Genomic DNA, 17,896 nt, shown 5'->3' with positions numbered 1-17,896 from the left:
GTCGTTGGATAATGATTACTGTTGAAGAATCTATAACTAAAAGGAATGCTCGGACTGCAATTTGTTTTTGACGGCTCCGGCCGGCCGGGTTAGCGTAGCGTTTTATCCATCGAGACCCGCCATGCGTCCTGTCCGCGCGCTGCCCGCGCTCCTGCTTTCCATACTCGTTGCCGGCTGCGCGACCCCGCCCGCCGTGCCGCCCGCCGCCGATGCGGTCGCGGTTGCGCAAACGGCGGCCACCGAACCGCTCGACGCGATCCTGGCCAAGCCCCTGTACCGCATGCACCCCGTCGAAGCGGGCCGTTACATCGCCTGGGTGCACGAGGCCGAGCCCGACCTGCGCAAGCGCATCGCCGCCATCGGCCGCAAGAACCTCGGCCAGCCGTATCGCCTGAACCTGCTGGGCGAGTTCCCCTACCAGGTCCATGACGACCTGCCGATGTTCAGCCTGGATCACAGCGACTGCGTCGTGTTCGCGGAGCACACCTACGCGATGGCCCTGTCGCAGTCGTGGGAAGAATTCTTCTGGATGCTGCAGCGCATCCGCTACCGCGACGGCGTCATCGGCGTGGCCACGCGCAACCACTACACGGAGATGGACTGGAACGTGGCGAACCGCTGGCTCGTGACGGACATCAGCGCCGACCTGGCCGGCCCGGATGGCCCGGCGTACACGATGACGATCGACCGCGCCCGCTTCCTCAAGACGCGGCACCACACGGACGCCAGCATCCCCGTCGAGACAAGCCGCCAGGCCTACGTGGCGAAGGACCGCGTGGCGGCCATCGCAAGCCAGCTGCGCGAAGGCGATCTCGTCAACGTGATCTCGACGCGCGACGGCCAGTACTGGGCTTCGCACGTAGGGCTCGTCGTGCTCGGTCTGGACGGCGAGCGCCACTTCCTCCATTCCTCCGAGCCGCAGGTGCGCGAGGAAACCTTCGAGTCCTACATCGCCCGCGCCGCCGCGCGCGAGGAACGCAACCGCCAGGCGGGCAAGAACGGCCAGGTGCTCGCCGGCTTCAAGTTCCTGCGCCTGAACGACGACATGGTGGTGCCGCCGATGGCACCGCAGCCGCGCCCGGGCCGTCCGGCCGGCGCCTGAATCCCGCCTCTACGGCGTCCATCACCCGTGATGGACGCCCTCTTTCACTCCCCCTTCATTGCCGCCTTCCGCCTGGCAGCCCCTCGCATCACGTTTTGAATCGGCGCGAATTCCAATTAGAAAATAATGGGAAATATTCTTTGAATTAATTTCCCAATGTTATCGCTTATGGATTCCGAAAAGAATTCCCTATTCCCGGTTGAGCATGGTCAAATCTTTATCGATGTGTATCGAGATAATAAATAGACCTGCTCATCAGAATAACAAACGACAATTTATCCGCGAATAAATATAAGTCTGACTTCGCCTTTCCGGGATACCAGTGCTTGTTTCAAACTTTGGAAGTTTGCATTCATTAACTCACGCAATGCTTCAGAATCATGGCCAAGCTCAACCAAGTATTCGTTCGTCGAATCTGCTCCCGGATGGTGTCCCTGCATCGCGCGTCGAAAATCGCGCTGATGATCACGGCCGACCTGATCGCGCTGCCATTTTGTTTCCTGGGCGCGATGCTCCTGCGCGGCGGCGATTTGAGACTCGCCTCCCATTTCGGGCCGGGTTCTTATGTTCTCGTAGCAATCGTCACGATAGCGGCGTTTTCCATTTCGGATCTTTATCGCGCCGTGATTCGTTTTATCGACCAGCGTTTATTGAGCGCGACAGGCGTGGCATTGGCGATTGCCGTTCTCTGTGCATACACCATCACGTTTTCGGTGAACGAAGCAAATTTTCCACGCAGTGCCTTGGCCATTTATTGGTTTATCGCTTTTTCGTATGTCGTTGCATCGCGCATCGGTGTACGCAATCTGCTGCGTAACCTGAACGGGAACCAGCGCGGCACATCGGAAGTGGTGGCAATCTACGGCGCCGGGGAATCCGGGGCGCAGCTGGCGCAGACGATGCGCAATAGCGACGAATATCGCCCTGTCTGCTTTTTCGATGACAAACGCGCCCTCAGCGAACGCACCATCGGCGGCCTTCGCGTTTTTCCCACCGATCGTCTGGTGGAAACGGTCAATGCAATGGGTATCCGCTCGATTGTGATCGCCATCCCGGCCGTGGCGCCCGGCCGCCTGCGCGACATCATGCAGCGGCTGGCCCAGGCCGGTATCACGACCAAGATCCTGAGCCGTCTCGTCGACCTGGCCGACGACAAGGTCACGCCGCGCGAGAGCATCCGCGACCTGAAGTTCGAAGACCTTCTCGGCCGCGCGCCCGTGCCGCCGCGCCTCGACCTGTTTGCGCTCTGCGTACGCGCAAAAAACGTCATGGTCACGGGCGCAGGCGGCTCCATTGGCAGCGAACTCTGCCGCCAGATCGCCACCTTGAGGCCAAGCCGGCTGCACCTGCTCGACCACTCCGAATTCGCCTTGTACACAGTCCGCCAGGAGATGGCCAATCGCTTCCCCGACGTCCCCGTGGACGCCCATCTCGGCTCGGTCTGTAATGCGGACCTGATCGAACGCATCCTGCGCGACAACCGCGTCGACACCATCTACCACGCCGCCGCGTACAAGCACGTTCCTCTTGTGGAAACGAATATCGTCGAAGGCCTGCGCAACAACGTGATGGGCGCCCAGGTGATCGCCACACAGGCCGCAAGACACGGCGTCGAAACCTGCGTGCTGATTTCGAGCGACAAGGCGGTGCGTCCGACCAACATCATGGGTGCCAGCAAGCGCATCGCCGAACTCATCTTTCAGGCAGCGGCCGCGCGCCCAGGCACGGACACGACGTTCTGCATGGTTCGCTTCGGGAATGTGCTGGGGTCGTCGGGTTCGGTGATTCCGCTGTTCCAGCGCCAGATCGCACGGGGCGGCCCGGTCACCATCACGCACCCCGACGTATCGCGCTACTTCATGCTGATTCCTGAGGCGGCCCAACTGGTGATCCAGGCAGGGGCGATGGCAAAGGGCGGCGACGTGTTCGTGCTCGACATGGGCGAGCCCGTACGTATCCTGGACCTCGCACGGACGTTGATCGCCTTGTCCGGCCTGACCGAGAAGACGCCGCAGAATTCGGGCGGGGATGTCGAGATCAACTATGTCGGCCTCTTCCCCGGCGAAAAGCTGCACGAGGAATTGCTGACCGACGGCGTCGTCTTCCCAAGCGAACATCCGCGCATCATGCGCATGAAAGAGAACGCCTTGCGGCCGAGCGTGCTGGACACCTTCATCAACTGCCTCATGATGGCCTGCGACACGCATGAACGCGGCCTGATCGAAGGCATGGTCAAGGCCATCGTGACGGAGTACAACCCCGGCCGGCATACCGAAGGGGCCGCACCGGCCCCCGCCCCGGCACCGGCCGTGGCCGCGCCGGCACCCATCGCTGCGCCGCAGGAACGGCTGGCCCTGATCAAGAAATTCGTGCCGTTCCGGATCTAGGCGCGGCAACCGGAACGCCCCTTTTACCCAACCAGTTCGGCGAGGACCCACATGCGTGACGAAAGCAAACCGGCTTATCTCGAACAGCTCACTGCCCGTCTGAGTGAGCGCACTGCCCTCATTGGCATTATCGGCCTGGGCTACGTGGGCCTGCCACTGACGCTACGCTATGCCGAAGCCGGCTTCCGCGTACTCGGGATCGACATCGACGGCAGCAAGGTCGAACGCCTCAACCGGGGTGAAAGCTACATCAACCACGTCCCTGCTGCCGACATCGCGCGTGCGCGCAGCCAGGGCTTCGAAGCGACCACCGATTTCACCCGCGCGGGCGAGCCGGATGCCTTGATCATCTGCGTGCCGACGCCGCTCAACCCGTATCGCGAACCCGACCTGTCTTTCGTACTGGAGACGACGGAAGCCCTGCTGCCGTTCATGCGGCCAGGCCAGGTACTGTCGCTGGAAAGCACCACATACCCGGGCACGACTGAAGAGGAACTCAAGCCGCGCCTCGAATCGCGCAGCTTCGTGATCGGACGCGACATCTTTCTCGTCTTTTCTCCCGAACGCGAAGACCCGGGCAATCCCGACTTCCACACCCGTACGATACCCAAGGTCTGCGGCGGCGTGACGCCAGCCTGCCTCGAAGCTGGAGTCGCCCTGTACAGCGCGGCCATCGACCGTGTCGTCCCGGTCAGTTCGACCCGCGCGGCGGAGCTGACCAAGCTGCTCGAGAACATCCACCGGGCCGTCAACATCGGTCTCGTCAACGAGATGAAGATCATCGCCGACCGCATGAAGATCGACATCCACGAGGTCATCCGCGCAGCCGCAACGAAACCGTTCGGCTTCACCCCCTATTACCCTGGTCCCGGTCTCGGTGGGCACTGTATCCCGATCGACCCGTTTTACCTGACGTGGAAAGCGCGCGAATACGGCCTGCACACCCGCTTCATCGAGCTCGCCGGCGAAATCAACAGCGACATGCCCCACTGGGTCGTCAGCAAGCTCACGGATGCGCTCAACCAGCGCGGAAAAGCCGTGATGGGAAGCCGCGTGCTGGTGCTGGGCATCGCCTACAAAAAAGACGTCGAGGACATGCGTGAATCGCCTTCGGTCGAATTGATGGAAATCCTGCGCGACAAGGGCGCCGTCGTCGACTATGCCGATCCACACGTGCCCGTCTTTCCACGCATGCGCGAACACCACTTCGACCTGAAAAGCGTCGAACTCACCCCGCAGCGCATCGCGTCCTATGACGTCGTACTGCTGGCCACGGCACACTCCGCCTTCGACTATGACCTCGTACGGCAATACGCCAGCCTCATCGTCGACACGCGCGGCGTCTACCTCGCCGCGCTACCCAACGTCGTGAAAGCCTGAGGACCGCCATGATGCGCCACTATCCTGCCCCCATCCAGGACCGCAAGATCCGCTTCGCGCTGGTCGGCTGCGGCCGCATCGCCAACAATCACTTCGAGGCCCTGCGCAAACACCAGGACCGCGCCGAGCTGGTCGGCATATGCGACGTCGACCCGCGTGCGCTCGACCGCGCGGTCGGACTGACCGGCGCCGAAGGCTACGCCAGCCTCCACGAGATGCTGCGCCGCGCCGACGCCGACATCGTCGTCGTCACCACGCCCTCGGGCCTGCACCCCGAGCAGTCGATCCAGATCGCCAACAGCGGCCGCCACGTAATGACGGAAAAGCCGATGGCGACCCGCTGGGAGGACGGCAAGCGCATGGTGGCCGCGGCCGACGCCGCCGGCGTACGCCTGTTCGTGGTCAAGCAGAACCGCCGCAACGCCACCCTGCAGCTTCTCAAGCAGGCCGTCGACAAGAAGCGCTTCGGCCGCATCTACATGGTCAACCTGAACGTGTTCTGGACCCGCCCGCCCGAGTACTACCACAGCGCCAAATGGCGCGGCACCTGGGAATTCGACGGCGGCGCCTTCATGAACCAGGCCAGCCACTATGTCGACCTGATCGACTGGATCGTCGGCCCGGTCGAGAGCCTGCAAGCCTATACCGCCACCCTGGCGCGCGACATCGAGGTCGAGGACACCGGGGTGCTCAGCCTGCGCTGGCGCAACGGCGCCCTGGGTTCGATGAACGTCACCATGCTGACCTACCCGCGTAACCTCGAAGGGTCGATCACGATCCTGGGCGAGCACGGCACGGTGCGCATCGGCGGGGTGGCCGTGAACGAGATTCAGCAGTGGGAATTCGCCACGCCCGATCCCGACGACGACAGGGTACGCGACGCCAGCTATGAAACCACCTCGGTCTACGGTTTTGGCCACCCGCTGTATTACGACAACGTGATCAAGGTGCTGCGCGGCGAAGCGGAGCCCGAGACCGACGGACGCGAAGGCCTGAAGTCGCTCGAAGTACTGATCGCCGCCTATAAATCGGCGCGCGACGGCAAGCGCGTGGCCCTGCCGCTGGAGTACTGATCATGAACGCTCCCATCGACAGCAAGGACATCCACCCGAGCGCGATCGTCGACGATGGCGCCGTCCTCGGGCCCGGCACCCGGGTCTGGCACTTCTCGCATGTCTGCGGCGGCGCCCGCATCGGCGCCGGCTGCTCGCTCGGCCAGAACGTCTTCGTGGGCAATGACGTCGTCATCGGCGACCGCGTCAAGATCCAGAACAACGTCTCCGTCTACGACGCCGTGACGCTCGAGGACGAGGTGTTCTGCGGTCCCAGCATGGTGTTCACGAACGTCTACAACCCGCGTTCCGGCATCGTCCGCAAGGATCATTACCGGCGCACGCTGGTCAGGCGCGGCGCCAGCATCGGCGCCAACGCCACCATCGTCTGCGGCGCGACGATCGGCGCCTACGCCTTCATCGGCGCCGGCGCCGTGGTCAAGCACGACGTGCCCGACTTCGCCTTGATGGCCGGGGTGCCGGCGCGCCAGGTCGGCTGGATCAGCCGTTTCGGCGAACGCCTGCCGCTGCCGACGGCCGGCAACGGCGAGGCGGTCTGCCCGCACACCGGCGAATCGTACGTCCTCGTCGACGGCGTCTGCAGCCTCGTTTCCGCCCCCTCCCGACTCTGAAGCGCCCCGACTCGCGAACGGACCGACTACCATGGAATTCATCGACCTCAAGTCCCAATACCAGGCATCGCGCGACCTGATCAACGGCCGCATCCAGACCGTCCTCGACCATGGTCAGTACATCATGGGCCCCGAAGTGGGCGAACTCGAGGCTCGCCTGGCCCAGTTTACGGGCGCCCGCCACTGCATCACCGTGGCCTCGGGCACGGAAGCGCTGCTGATTGCGTTGATGGCGCTCGGCGTGGGCCGCGGCGACGAAGTGATCACCACCCCGTTCACGTTCATTGCCACCGCCGAGGCCATCGTGCTGCTCGGCGCGACCCCGGTGTTCGTGGACATCGATCCGGTCACCTGCAATCTCGCCCCCGCGCTGATCGAAGAGAAGATCACGGCGCGCACCCGGGCAATCATCCCCGTGTCGCTGTACGGGCAGCCGGCCGACATGGACGAGATCAACGGGATTGCCGTGCGCCACGGCCTTACCGTCATCGAGGATGCCGCCCAGAGCTTCGGCGCCACCTACCGCGGCAGGCAGAGTTGCAACCTTTCCGGCGTCGGCTGCACCAGCTTCTTTCCCAGCAAACCGCTCGGCTGCTATGGCGACGGGGGCGCCCTGTTCACCAGTGACGACGAGCTGGCCAAGGCCATGCGTGAGATCCGCGTGCACGGCCAGTCGAAGCGCTACGTGCACACGCGCATCGGCGTCGGCGGCCGCATGGATACCCTGCAGTGCGCGATCGTGCTGGCCAAGCTGGAGCTGTTCGATTGGGAACTGCAGCAGCGCCAGCGCGCCGCCTCCGCCTACGATGCGCTGTTGCTCGGCAAGGACATGGGGGTTCGTCCGGTCGGCCGGCGGGACGACCGGACCAGCGTCTACGCCCAGTACACGGTGGTCGTGGAACAGCGCGATGCGCTGCAGGCGGCGCTGCACCGGGCCGGAATTCCGACCGCCATCCATTATCCCGTCCCCATCCACCGCCAGCCTGCCTATGCATCGCCGGGTGGGGCGGATGCCTGCCCCGTTGCCGTCGAGATGGCCGGAAAAGTGATGAGCCTGCCGATGGGCCCATACCTGTCGACGGCGAGTGCGCAACACGTTGCAACGGTATTGCTGGACGCGGCTGACATCAGCCGGCGCAGCAGCGTGGAACCCGTGGCATTGCCGGAGTAAGGCCGTTCAGCAAAGGATGCCTCACAATGTGCAAGGTCGTTCATCTCACGTCGGCCCATCCTCGCAACGACACGCGTATCTTCATCAAGCAGTGTCGGACGCTGGTCGCACACGGGTATGACGTGACGCTGGTCGTTGCCGACGGCCTGGGCGACGACCAGCGGGATGGGGTAGCGATCGCCGACGTCGGCCTCCCGGGTGGCCGCGTCAAGCGCATCCTGCGGACCACCCGCCGCGTCGGCGACAAGGCAATTGCGCTCGATGCCGATATCTATCAATTGCACGATCCCGAGCTGTTCCTCGTGGGATTGCGGCTCAAGCGGCGCGGCAAGAAAGTGATCTTCGATTCGCATGAAGATGTTGCGCGCCAACTGCTGGGCAAGCCCTACCTGGGACCGCTGTCGCGCAGGCTGCTGTCCTCTGCCTATCTGGCCGTGGAGCGTCACGCCTGCTCGCGCTTCGACGGGATCATCACGGCAACTCCTTTTATTAGAGAAAATTTTCTCAAGATTCATCCTCTTACTGTCGACGTGAACAATTTCCCCATGAAGGGGGAACTCGACGGTGACGCCCCCTGGGAAAACAAGGAGGCCGAGGTCTGCTATGTCGGCGGTATCGGCAGTATTCGCGGCATCCGCGAGCTGGTCCAGGCGGGCGAATTGCTGGCCTCGGCGGCGCGGGTGAACCTGGTGGGGACATTTTCCGAACCCTCCGTCGAGGCGGAAGTGAAGGCGAACCCTGGATGGCGTCGCGTGAATGCCCATGGGTTCCTCGACCGCCAGGGCGTGCGCGAAGTGTTGAAACGTTCGATCGCAGGCATCGTGACGTTCCATCCGCTGCCGAACCACCTGGATTCCCACCCGACCAAGATGTTCGAGTACATGTCGTCCGGTATTCCCGTGATCGCCTCGAATTTCCCGCTCTGGCGCGACATCATCGAAGGCAATCGATGCGGGATCTGCGTCGACCCACTCGATCCCGAAGCGATCGCAGCCGCGATAGATTACGTCGTGACCCATCCGCAGGCCGCGAGGGCGATGGGCGAAAACGGCCGCCGGGCCGTGCTGGAAAAGTACAACTGGACTGTCGAGGCAAACAGACTGACCGACTTCTACGGAGCGATATCCCATGACAAGCAAGCTGTCGCAGCTGTTTAACCTGGCCCTCGACATCAGCAAGCTTCCGGTCGCACGCCTCGAATTCCGCCTGGATCTGAACCCGGATAGCGTACGGCGCATGCACGCCCATTTCACCAAGCCCCACCCGAGGTACAAGATCTTCCAGAATAAATCGTTAGGTGCGGCACTCGTCGACCTGAAGCGCTTTGCGGACCCCGACGAGTATATGGCGAATATGAAAGGGCGTAACTCGGCGGGATCCTACGCCAGGAAAGCCAGGTCACGTGGTTACTCGGTCGTCGAGATCGACAGGAACGTGTTCGTCGAGGACATCCATGAAATCAACACCTCGCTCGATCAGCGCCAGGGCCGGCCGATGGCCGACGCATACCGGCAAAAACAGACGCACTTCAGCCCAGAGAAGAACTACAAATATTTCGGTGTGTTGAACTCCGCCGGGAAATTGACGGCCTACAGTGACATTGGTTTTTTCGGCAATTTTGTCGCCTTCGACCGCCTGCTCGGCCTGCGCAACAATGACGGCGCCATGCACCTGATGGTAACGGAAATTATCTGCCGGATGATCGAAAGCCACGCCTACGGCTACCTGATGTATGACACGTTCTTCGGTGCCAGTCCCGGGCTCAGGACCTTCAAGACGATGCTCGGTTTCGAACCCTATCGCGCAAAATATTCACTCCAATGACTCCATTACTAAGGCGTATCTATAGCGATTACGGGATGCCGTCGCGCCTGCGTACGCACGAAAAGCTGATTTGTGCCGCCAGGGATGCCGGCTACCTCCAGACCTCGATCCGCGATTTCCTCGACTGTACGCGGGCCGGCGTTTCAGCGGCCTCGACATTCATCGTGCATCGGCATGACATCGATACGGACCTGCGCACGACCAGGAAATTATTTGAGGTGGAAAAGAAGTATGGCGTCAAGGCGAGCTATTACTTCAGACTGTCCACGCTTGACTTTGGCCTGATGCGTGAAATCGAAGATTACGGCAGCGAGGCCAGCTACCACTACGAAGAAGTGGCCTCTTTCGCCAAGAAGAACAAGATCAAGGATCCTGCCCTCGTGCGGGATCGACTCCCGGAAATCAGAAATGTCTTCCGCAAGAATTTCCAGTGGTTCGAACAGCAGCTTGGAAAAAAACTCCGCACCGTTGCCGGCCATGGTGACTTCGCGAACCGCCGCCTGAAGGTGAACAATACGGAAATCCTCGCGGACCAGCAACTGCGCGAAGAATGTGGCATCGAGTGCGAGGCCTACGACCGCAGCCTGCTCGACCATATCGACATGTATATCGTGGACCGTCCGCCTCCACAATATTACTGGCCGACCTCGCCCCTGAACGTCGTCTCCGCACACCGCAGCCTCTGCCTCGTGACCCACCCACGGCAATTCGAAACGAACTGGAAGGAAAACACCAAGGACAATCTTTTCCGCTTTTATGAAGCTGTGACGTGGTAAGCGGCATCCCGCATTCAACCGGTAAGCAAAGAAAGCTCATGAATACAAAGAAAATCGTCACAGTGATCGGCGCTCGCCCCCAATTCATCAAGGCGAGTGCGGTCTCGGCCGTCCTTGCCGAATCCGGCCAGCTTTGCGAGACCGTCGTGCACACCGGCCAGCACTTCGACGCCAACATGTCGGATGTATTTTTCGCCGAGCTGGGCATGAAGCCGCCCGCTTATCAGTGCGGGATCCACGGCGGTACCCATGGCGTCATGACTGGACGCATGTTGATCGACATCGAGAATATATTGTTGCTAGAGAAGCCTGATGCCGTCCTGGTATATGGCGATACCAATTCCACACTTGCAGCATCATTGGCGACGGTCAAGCTACATATCCCGGTCGCGCATGTCGAAGCAGGTTTGCGTTCATTCAACATGAGATCTCCGGAGGAGGTCAACCGCATCCTTACGGACCGGGTCTCGCGCTGGCTGTTCACGCCGAACCATGAGGCGGGCGTGCATTTACTGAGCGAAGGCGCCAGTGCCGATCGTATTCATCAAGTCGGCGACGTCATGCTCGATGTCGCGCTTCGGCATGGCGCACGGGTCACGCCCGACGGGGGTGTACTGGGGCGGCTGCGGGACGAGCACGGTATCCGGGCAGGCGAGTATTGCCTGGCCACCATACACCGGGCAGAGAACACCGACGATCCCGCCAGGCTGACAACGATAGTCGAAGCCCTTTCGCGTTTCGCCAGCGATATCGACGTCGTACTACCCCTGCACCCCCGTACGCGCAGCACTCTCGCGAAACAGGGCAAATTGAAGGCCTTGCAAAACGCAGTGGTCGTGCTGGATCCACTGGGCTATCTGCCGATGGTGCAGCTGGAGAAATACGCTGCGATCATTGCTACCGATTCCGGTGGCGTCCAAAAGGAAGCCTTCTTCTATGGTGTTCCCTGCGTGACCTTACGGGATGAGACCGAGTGGACGGAGTTGGTGGATGCCGGATGGAACCGGCTGACGCCACCAGTCGATGCCGCTTCCGTGCTGCATTCCCTGCAAGCGAGCCTTGGACTTACCGGCAAAGACATTGCTCCTTATGGCGTGGGGGACGCGGCGACCCGGATCGTGAAACGTCTATCGGACGAGCTTGCCTGAACCACCGACGCTGTGCCAGCGCGCCGTCGGCGGACACCACGGAGGTACGCATGAGAAAGTCCACACCCTACAAAAAGCCAAGCCATGTGCCGAACCGTCACGGAGCCCGGGCCGGCGGCGACCTGCAGCGTCAAGTGGCTGCGCGCATGGTTTCACTCATCAGCTTCGCTGCCCTGCTCGCCTCCTGTGCCGACACCAGACAGCTGTACGTGGCCCCCCATGGCGCCGACTCGAACCCTGGAACGAAAGACGCGCCCTTCCTGACGATCGGACGTGCCGATGCCGCCGCTGCTCCGGGCTACACGATCCATGTGGCGCCCGGCGAGTACAGGGTCTCCGCGCCACGCGCGGACAGCGCTGGCATCAGCACGCTGCGCAGCGGCACCTCCTCCGCTCGGCTCAAATTCATATCAGACGTCAAATGGGGTGCAAAAATCATCGCGTCGGGAACCGGCATCGCCTGGCATTCAAAAGGAAGCCATGTCGATATCGAAGGTTTCGACATCAGCGGCACCGGGCGGCACGGCATTCTGGCAGACGGCACGAATCTCACGATCGCGAATAACTTCATTCACGAGCTGACGGTCAGCGGCGGGTGCACCGGTAATGGCGGCGCCGCGATCGATACCAACGGTGGTGACGGCAACGTACTGATCAAAGGGAACGTGGTCAGGAATATCGGCCATTCGATGATTGGCAAGTGCAACACGGTGCAGGGGATCTACATCGCCAACCCGAAGAATACGGTCGTCGACAACATCGTGTCCGGCGTTGCGCTGGCAGGTATTCAACAGTGGCATGGCGCCACGGATTCAACCATTGTGCACAACACGGTCTTCGGCTGCAAAATCGGCATACTCATCGGCGGTGGCGACGCCGGCACCTTGCCGAACGGTTCAGAAAACAATTACGTCGCAAACAACATCATCTACGACAACATCACCTACGGCATTATCGAAGTCGGCAAGGTCGGCGCCAACAACCGCTACATCGATAACCTGGTGTACTTGAGCGGAACCAGTGTGCGCGCGGCCGGCCACATCAGCGGCACCATCTCAGCTGATCCCGAATTCGTGAATTATCAGGCTGACGGCACCGGTGATTATCGTTTGCGGAAAAGCTCGCCGGCCATCCGCAAATACGCCACCGCTTCTTCCCACGAAACGCGAGCAGAGCTCGGGGCGTACAGCATTGGGGCTGCCGGACATTAACCGGGACTGTGCAAGCCCACTTTCGACGCACCTTGCTGTGCTCGCGGCTGCCGAGCGGCACACGCGTCTACACCGCTGGTCCATCGATATGGCTGGTCACGCCCGGAGAAATAGAGCGCGACGTCGACCAGCCGGTGGTTGATCGTGGACGGCTTTACACTGCAGATAAAAAAGAAAGTAAGCAAACTCATCGCCACGGTCTGGCGATTTGCACTGGGCGCCGGCAGTGTCGCCGACAGGCGTACAAACACACGGCCGGCAGCGACGCCGAGCACCAGGCTCGCCAGAACCTCCGAAGCCGTATGGAACCTGAACAGGATGAGCAGTGCGCCGAGACCAATGCTGAGCGCCACACCGGCCGCGAATCCGCGTTCGCGCCAGCGGTCAGGGGCGCCTTGCAGAAGGACGAACAACAGAACGGGCAGTACTGCCGCTGTCCGCCACGCGTGACCGCTGAGCGCCTTGAAACCAAGCGAAGGCACATACAGCCCCCACCCGAGGAAGGCAAGCTTGGACAGGGCAACCAGCCCCAGGCCGGCGGCAAAGATCAGGCACCAGCATGACGCCAGCTTCCACGCCCGGCCGCAGATGAGCCAGACGGCGATCGCACCCGCCGTTGGCACCATCACCGCCGTATGGCCGATATCGATGACATGCATCCACGCCATCATGGACTCGCTGGCAATGCAGCGCCTTCCGCCATGGTGATGACTTCCCGAATGACCTGACAGGTCTTCTGCATATCCTGCTCGCTCAGCGACGGGTGTACGACGAACATCAGGCTTGTCTCGCCCAACGCCTTCGCGACCGGCAACCGGTTCGTCGGGCGGTAGCCTGTGTTATCGAAAGCCTTCTCCAGATAGAGTTCGGAACACGTGCCTTGCACGCACGGGACACCTCTTGCAGAGATTTCCTCGATGATCCGGTCACGCGTCCAGCCGCCTGCCAATTTCTCGGGCTCCACAAACACGTAAAACTTGTAGAAGGCGTGCTGCACGTCAGCCGGCACGACGGGCACCCGCAATGCCGCGAATTCCCGGCATGTAGCAGCGATCCTCGATGCATTCGCCTGCCGCTGGGACGTCCACATGGGCATGTGCTGGAGCTGGATACGCCCGATAACGGCCTGGATTTCCAACATCCGCCAATTGGTACCAAAGGACTCGTGTACCCAACGGTAACCAGGGGGATGCTGACGTTCGTACATGGCCTCCCACGACTTGCCATGATCCTTGTACGACCACATGGTGGTCCACCATTGGCGGGAATTGGTGGTCACCATGCCGCCCTCCCCGCCCGTGGTCATGATCTTGTCCTGGCAGAACGACCAGGCGCCGATGTGTCCGATGCCCCCCACCATCCGCCCTTTGTAGCGCGCGCCGTGGGCCTGGGCACAATCCTCGATCACGAAGATGCCGCGTTCCTGGGCAAGCTCCATGACAGGGTCCATGTCACACGGCCAGCCCGCCAGGTGTACGCAGATGATGGCCCTGGTACGTGGTGTCAGCACGGCCTGGATGGTCTCGGCCGTAATATTCTGGCTGTCCCGGTCGACATCCGCGAACACGGGAATCGCGCCCGCATTGACGATGCAACTCGCGGAAGCCAGGAAGGTTCTTGGCGTCACGATCACTTCGTCGCCCGGCGATATGCGGAGTGCCTTGAGAGCCACGTCCAGCGCGAGCGTACCGTTCGACAGCGCGACGGCGTACCGGGTCCCGACCCATGCCGCAAATTCCTTTTCGAACTCCCGGCATTCCGTGCCCGTCCAATAATTGACCTTGTTCGACAGGATGACATTCCTGACAGCGGTTGCTTCCTCGAGTGAGAAACTTGGCCAGGTAGCGCATGAAGTACTCATGACCTTATCCGAAAATGGTGTGAAAAATATAGCGAAGATCGCGCAGCAGGGAATAATTATTAAAATACTCCCGGTTTATTCTTACCTTGTCGGGCCAGATGATCCGGTCGTTGTACGTCTCTGGATCATCGACCGCCGCCAATATGACCTCCTCATCCTTGTATTTGATGGATGCCGGGCCGGTAATTCCTGGCCGCAATGAGAGAATGATGCGGTCCTCACCCTGCAGACGGTCTGCATACCCAGGCACATCCGGCCTGGGACCGACAAAGCTCATGCTTCCAGCCAGAACATTAAACAGCTGAGGCAACTCATCGAGTTTGTATTTCCTGAGAAACCGGCCGGATTGCGAAATCGAAGCGAGATTTCTGGATGCGATGGGACTGCGCTGGGTGTTGCTCGGATACATCGTCTTGATTTTACAAACACGGATGACGCGACCATGGCGTCCGATGCGCTTTTGTATAAAAAAGCCATTACTCCGAGTATCAATTGTCGCCGCAAGCCAACATAAGACGATGACTGGCGCGAGCAACAGCACCCCCGCAAGCGATGCAACGATATCAAATGCTCTTTTAAATAAAATGTCGGCTTTTGACATTTCGCGCCTCATCGATCGGCAATACGCACGGCCTGCCTTTCAGGCACTGCAGGCAGCCAGAAAACGTTCGCTCAGGATTGGATAAATATGGTTCTCCATGACAAAACGCTTGCCGCACAGCCCCATGGCTTGACGCTCGCCGGGACTCAAAGCCAGCAGGTTCCGGATGCCTTGCGCCGCGACTGCCGGATTTTCCGGTACGACCGTCAAACCGCATCCCGCGTCGCCGACCGGATCGTTACCCGCCTCGACGGCGTGCAATACCGGGCGGGCAGCCATCATGTAATCCATCAGTTTGTTTGGCGCGATACCGAAGCGGTAGAGAGATTGGCGTTGCCAGCCGATATACGCAATGTCGAAACGTTGAAGCAGTGCCGGAATCTGCTCCTTGGCGATCGGATCGATGAAACGAACGTTTTGCAACTGCTCTGCCTGCGCCCGGCGCTGCAAGTCCGCTTTTTCCGGACCGCCTCCGACCAGCACAAAAACCACTTTGTCGTCGCGCATAAGTGCTGCGGCATCAAGCAAGGTGTGCAGCGAGTTCGATACGCCATGAGTGCCTGCGTAGCCAACCACGAAGTTTCCTGCATCCCTGATAGCGGAAAGTGCCGCCTCGACGCTTGCCTGGAGTTCGGCGCCCCCTGTCGTCCACTCCCGCGGATCGACGCCATTCGGGACGATGTGCAATCTGTCACGCGGTACCCCGCGGGATTCCACGTAGTCATGCACTTTCGGAAGCATGGACACGACCGTATCCGCATGACGATAGGCATAGTCCTCTGCGGCTTGCACCAGCATGATGAAGGGATGCCATTTCGACATCCGCCCCAGTTCCATTGGCGTCAGCGGCCATAAGTCATGTATTTCGAAGATGAGTTTCGCACCGGCCAATTTTGCTATCCGGCGCGCGGGCCAAATGTCCATTGGATAGGTGCTCGACGCAATGACCACATCCGGTTTGAACGATGCGGCAATTCGCTTGCTCTCGAAATATAAACGGCTGACGAAGGAAGCCATATTGCGCACCCGTCCAATGCCGTTACCGCAATACGCGGGCGTCTCAAGCCATGTGTATTGAATACCGTCGATGGTCTCGTTCAGGCCGTCCTGGCCTGCGAGTCGAGGCTGCCGGCTTCGGATGTGAGATTGGGAAGCCGCAATAATCTGCACATCGTGCCCCATGCGCGCCCATTCTCGTGCCAGGTAATACGGCCGGTATTCCATGCCATAGTGCGGCGAACCCGCATAATGATTGACGTAAAGAATGCGCATCGTTTCGACACCTGGTAATCCAGCACGACGATCGAACAACAAGTGCGATTATCATATTTTTAAGACCGCACAAACTGATTAGCATCAATCGTAACCAATCCGACTATTTACCGAATTTTTCTTCTATTCCATTGAGCGAACTTAAAAAGTCGAGGCCGAAGTATTTTCTCGTGTTTTAATGTGATTTAGCTTTATGCAGCATCAATAACACTAATTGCCGGCATCGATATCGTCCGATAGAGAACCAGTCGCATAGCTCCCAAAAGGAAATGAATCATGGCAATCAATAAAATGCCGAGAATCACATTCCAGGCACACAGTCAGGCCGGCGATGACTGCTGGCATTCGGTCGTGATTTCGCTGTTGCGCGGGCTGGCTGCGATCGAGGTTGCCGCCGCGCACCTGCGCGCGGACGTATACCCGGGCATGCGTACGGTTGTGGATCCATCGATCTGGTTCAAAGGATTCACGTTCGCTACCGGCTTTGCGCACCACGCGGTACTGGTGTTTTTCGTCATCAGTGGCTGGCTGGTGGGGGGCAGCCTGCTCGACAAGATCCGGCAGCCCAATGCGATAGCCAGCTATGCGATCGACCGTGTAACGCGTCTGTGGACGGTGCTGATGCCGACCTTCGTGCTGACACTGCTGTTCGGTTTCGCCACCGGGATCGTGGATGCGCAAGACGTCGACTTTCATCTTGCCAACGATTACTCCGCCGTGGTGTTTGGCGCCAACCTGGTCGGCTTGCAGACCATCGCCGTGCCTGCGTTCGGCGGCAACTTCCCACTCTGGAGCCTCGCCAACGAGACCTGGTATTACATCCTGTTTCCGCTCCTGGTCGTGCTGTTGCGCGCGCCCGGCCGCGCCCTGCGCGTCGCGTGCGGTGCCACACTTCTCGTGCTGGCAGCCCTGTTGCCTGTGGCGATCGTCGGCTACTTCGTGATCTGGTTGCTGGGCGTGGCGTTCTCGCGGATCAGGATCGAGTGCGGCACCGGGCAGCGTACGGGCTGGCTGATACTGGTCGCCGCGCTGTGGGCGTATTATCGGCTGACCGGCGACATGAACGCGTTCACCCTTGCCAACCTGCTGCCGGACCTCGGGTGCAGCCTGGTGTTCCTGGTGCTTTTGTCGAGCCTGCAATTCAAGGCCGCCGCAACGTCCAGGCTGCGGCCCCGCCTCACCAGGATCGGCAGCTTTTTCGCGGAATTCTCCTTCAGCCTCTATGTCCTGCACGTGCCGCTGATCGGCCTGCTGCAGCATTGGACATTGAAGCGCTGGGGGCTGCGCGAGCTGTCGCCGCACGAGCCGCTGCACTTCGCGCTCTATCTGGCCATGCTGGCCACATTGCTTGTGGGTGCCTATTTGTCATACCGGCTGTTCGAATCGCACACTTACCAGATTCGGCGGCTGCTCAAGCGCATGCTGCTGCAGCGCCCCGCCCGCACGCCCGTCGCCCCGACCTTTCGCGCCGATTGAAGC

The 17,896-nt window shown here is 60.7% G+C and carries 16 protein-coding genes; 12 read left to right on the top strand and 4 right to left on the bottom strand.

Going from position 1 to position 17,896, the window contains the following annotated elements; genetic code table 11:
• The first annotated feature begins 121 nt into the window (after nt 1-121).
• The 11 genes from QPK29_RS15410 to QPK29_RS15360 all read left to right on the top strand — a co-directional run bounded on the left by QPK29_RS15410 (nt 122) and on the right by QPK29_RS15360 (nt 12,683).
• Complete coding sequence (locus QPK29_RS15410) at nt 122-1,102, top strand: N-acetylmuramoyl-L-alanine amidase-like domain-containing protein (protein WP_371769867.1); 981 nt, start codon at nt 122-124, stop codon at nt 1,100-1,102.
• A gap of 380 nt (nt 1,103-1,482) precedes the next feature.
• Nucleotides 1,483-3,489 (top strand): polysaccharide biosynthesis protein, encoded by a 2,007-nt coding sequence (locus QPK29_RS15405; protein ID WP_371769868.1) that lies wholly within the window; start codon nt 1,483-1,485, stop codon nt 3,487-3,489.
• 51 nt (nt 3,490-3,540) lie between these two features.
• Complete coding sequence (locus QPK29_RS15400) at nt 3,541-4,869, top strand: nucleotide sugar dehydrogenase (protein ID WP_371769869.1); 1,329 nt, start codon at nt 3,541-3,543, stop codon at nt 4,867-4,869.
• Nucleotides 4,870-4,880: 11 nt separating this feature from the next.
• The gene (locus QPK29_RS15395) at nt 4,881-5,942 is read left to right on the top strand and encodes a Gfo/Idh/MocA family protein (protein WP_371770030.1); all 1,062 of its coding nucleotides are present in this window, start codon (nt 4,881-4,883) and stop codon (nt 5,940-5,942) included.
• Nucleotides 5,943-5,944: 2 nt separating this feature from the next.
• Entirely contained in the window at nt 5,945-6,553 is a 609-nt protein-coding gene (locus tag QPK29_RS15390) for an acyltransferase (protein ID WP_371769870.1), read from the top strand.
• A 31-nt stretch (nt 6,554-6,584) separates the two neighbouring features.
• Nucleotides 6,585-7,724: a DegT/DnrJ/EryC1/StrS family aminotransferase gene (locus QPK29_RS15385; RefSeq protein WP_371769871.1), complete on the top strand. Its 1,140-nt coding sequence runs from the start codon at nt 6,585-6,587 to the stop codon at nt 7,722-7,724.
• A 26-nt stretch (nt 7,725-7,750) separates the two neighbouring features.
• Nucleotides 7,751-8,881, top strand: coding sequence for a glycosyltransferase family 4 protein (locus QPK29_RS15380; RefSeq protein WP_371769872.1), 1,131 nt, complete (start codon nt 7,751-7,753; stop codon nt 8,879-8,881).
• Entirely contained in the window at nt 8,853-9,548 is a 696-nt protein-coding gene (locus QPK29_RS15375; protein WP_056128048.1) for a hypothetical protein, read from the top strand. Before QPK29_RS15380 ends, QPK29_RS15375 begins: the two co-directional genes overlap by 29 nt.
• Nucleotides 9,549-9,583: 35 nt before the next feature.
• Nucleotides 9,584-10,324: a polysaccharide deacetylase family protein gene (locus QPK29_RS15370; RefSeq protein ID WP_371769873.1), complete on the top strand. Its 741-nt coding sequence runs from the start codon at nt 9,584-9,586 to the stop codon at nt 10,322-10,324.
• A 38-nt stretch (nt 10,325-10,362) separates the two neighbouring features.
• On the top strand, nt 10,363-11,472 hold the full coding sequence (gene wecB, locus QPK29_RS15365) for a non-hydrolyzing UDP-N-acetylglucosamine 2-epimerase (protein ID WP_371769874.1): 1,110 nt from the start codon (nt 10,363-10,365) through the stop codon (nt 11,470-11,472).
• Nucleotides 11,473-11,522: 50 nt separating this feature from the next.
• The gene (locus QPK29_RS15360; RefSeq protein ID WP_371769875.1) at nt 11,523-12,683 is read left to right on the top strand and encodes a DUF1565 domain-containing protein; all 1,161 of its coding nucleotides are present in this window, start codon (nt 11,523-11,525) and stop codon (nt 12,681-12,683) included.
• Here the strand turns inward: QPK29_RS15360 and QPK29_RS15355 are convergent.
• From QPK29_RS15355 to QPK29_RS15340, 4 genes are read right to left on the bottom strand one after another with little or no spacing between them, the layout of a single operon-like run.
• A complete protein-coding gene (locus tag QPK29_RS15355; protein WP_400189775.1) occupies nt 12,680-13,354 on the bottom strand; it encodes a membrane-associated phospholipid phosphatase in 675 nt (224 codons plus the stop codon). The two genes, QPK29_RS15360 and QPK29_RS15355, sit on opposite strands and share 4 nt — an antisense overlap.
• Nucleotides 13,351-14,544 carry a DegT/DnrJ/EryC1/StrS family aminotransferase gene (locus tag QPK29_RS15350; RefSeq protein WP_371769877.1) on the bottom strand — a complete coding sequence of 398 codons (1,194 nt, stop codon included), beginning with the start codon at nt 14,542-14,544 and terminating at the stop codon, nt 13,351-13,353. Before QPK29_RS15350 ends, QPK29_RS15355 begins: the two co-directional genes overlap by 4 nt.
• A 4-nt stretch (nt 14,545-14,548) precedes the next feature.
• Entirely contained in the window at nt 14,549-15,145 is a 597-nt protein-coding gene (locus tag QPK29_RS15345; protein ID WP_371769878.1) for a sugar transferase, read from the bottom strand.
• A 39-nt stretch (nt 15,146-15,184) separates the two neighbouring features.
• On the bottom strand, nt 15,185-16,417 hold the full coding sequence (locus QPK29_RS15340; protein ID WP_371769879.1) for a glycosyltransferase family 4 protein: 1,233 nt from the start codon (nt 16,415-16,417) through the stop codon (nt 15,185-15,187).
• A 276-nt stretch (nt 16,418-16,693) separates the two neighbouring features.
• Here QPK29_RS15340 and QPK29_RS15335 point away from each other — a divergent pair, with 276 nt between their 5' ends.
• A complete protein-coding gene (locus tag QPK29_RS15335) occupies nt 16,694-17,893 on the top strand; it encodes an acyltransferase family protein (protein WP_371769880.1) in 1,200 nt (399 codons plus the stop codon).
• Nucleotides 17,894-17,896 lie beyond the last annotated feature (3 nt).

Source organism: Massilia orientalis (genome assembly GCF_030411975.2).
GTDB lineage: Bacteria > Pseudomonadota > Gammaproteobacteria > Burkholderiales > Burkholderiaceae_D > Telluria > Telluria orientalis.
Note: the sequence above shows the minus strand (reverse complement) of the source record. Positions and strands in the feature narration are given on the sequence as shown.